The following is a 1,842-nucleotide window of genomic DNA, read 5'->3' on the forward strand; positions in this document are numbered from 1 at the left end:
CCGCTCTTTATTCTGTTTTATTAACAATCTTTACGATATGATCATTTTCATAAACTTCGCAATTTTTTGGTACCAACTTTACTTTGCTTTGCTTGTTTAATTTGGCATTGCCATAAGCGCGACCCCAGACCTTCGTATAGAATAAAACCTTGGCATTGCCAAAAACAGAGCCATAAATTTCAGCACAACCGCCCACCAAAGCACCGCCATAGACCTTGCCATAAATTTTGGCACGACCATTAATAAAGGCATAATTATAAACCTCAGCATAGCTATGAATATGAGCCGAGCCAGCAACAATGGCACGACCATAGACCCTTGCATAACCAAAAACCGTAGCATCATAAGAAACATGCGCATAATCATAAACATGAGCATTGCCATAGACACAAGCATGGTCATAAACTTTTGCATATTGAGAGATGAAAGCCTTGCCATAGATTTCACAATTCCCATAGACTTGACCACAGATTTGAGAATAATGACGTATTTTTGCATTTTCATAAACACGGGCATGACCATAGGCACAAGCATCATCATAAACCCAAGCATTATAAGAAAGATGCGCATTGTCATAAACATGAGCATTTGCATACACGCGGGCACGATCACAAATATGCGCATTGCCATAAACAAAGCCCATAATAATAGCCTTATCAGAAACCTTAGCGTTTTCATAAATATAGGCAGAATTTAAAACAAGAGCATTATCATAAACCCAGCAATTGCCATCATGAGAGAGATTGCTTTCATTTTCAATAAAGCCACCAAGGTCACCAGCCTTGACATCAGCAAAGTCTCTTAATGCTTTAATACGGTAAAGAATTTTGTTATCGAATACACGCGTTTCATTTGTGAGTGCAAACTTTTTTTGCATAGCACAATTCCTTTATAAAGAGATTAGATTTTTAAATGAGATGTTTAAAGAAGGGCGCCCCCGCGACGCCCGCGCTTATTTAAGCAGCGTCTTTTAATGACTGATCATCATCACAAATATCATGACGAATTTTTGCACGGCTATTTACAACAGCATTGCCATAGATTTGCACGTGATGATCAATATTTGATTTACCATACACATGGGCATCATCATAAATTCTTACAAAGCAACCAACACGCGCCGAGCCAGAAACTTTAGCATTCCCATAGATACTTGAACAATTCTTAATCCAAGCATTACAAAAGACATGGGCATTGTCATAAACATAGGCATCATTAGCAATAGTAGCATTATCACTAATCACGGCATTGCCATAAACTTGCCCACAGACCCTAGCGTTATCATGAATTTTTGCGTTTTCATAAATATGAGCGCTTTTATCAAAAACCAAAGCCTTGCCATTTACGATAGCCTTGCCATAAATCTTTGCACCTCTAAAGATTTTAGCTTCATTATAGATTTTAGCATTCTCATAAACAGTTGCATTCAAAAGAACCGCGGCATTATCATATACCCAGCAATTGCCATCATGAGAGAGGTTGCTTTCATTTTCGATAAAGCCCCCGAGGTCCCCCGCCTTTACATCATCAAAATCCCTTAAAGCACGTATACGGTGTAAAGTAATCCCATCAAAAGTGAAACTTTCATTGGTAAATTCATATTTTTTTGCAGGCTCTTGTTTATTATTAGATGCGGTTTCATTTGAAATAGAAGAAATAACGGAGGTGTTTTTTGCTATATTTGTCATAACTAAATCCTTGATGTTAATATTGTTTTCAATTGACAGCCCATAAAGGCGCCGGGTGTTGTTCCTGCTTTTTATCAGACACTCAGTAAAACGATAACAATGACACATTTAGCTTTGCGCTTGCTTATTCTTACAGGGGTTCGTACACGTCCTT

General features: G+C 37.9%; 2 protein-coding genes. Both read right to left on the reverse strand.

What is annotated here, in order from left to right:
* Positions 1-7: 7 nt before the first annotated feature.
* Positions 8-877, reverse strand: coding sequence for a hypothetical protein (locus tag PVV69_RS09730; RefSeq protein ID WP_273757339.1), 870 nt, complete (start codon positions 875-877; stop codon positions 8-10).
* A gap of 79 nt (positions 878-956) precedes the next feature.
* The gene (locus tag PVV69_RS09735) at positions 957-1,688 is read right to left on the reverse strand and encodes a hypothetical protein (RefSeq protein ID WP_273757340.1); all 732 of its coding nucleotides are present in this window, start codon (positions 1,686-1,688) and stop codon (positions 957-959) included.
* Between the last annotated feature and the right edge of the window lie 154 nt (positions 1,689-1,842).

This window comes from Bartonella sp. MM73XJBT, assembly GCF_028618465.1.
Lineage (GTDB): Bacteria > Pseudomonadota > Alphaproteobacteria > Rhizobiales > Rhizobiaceae > Bartonella.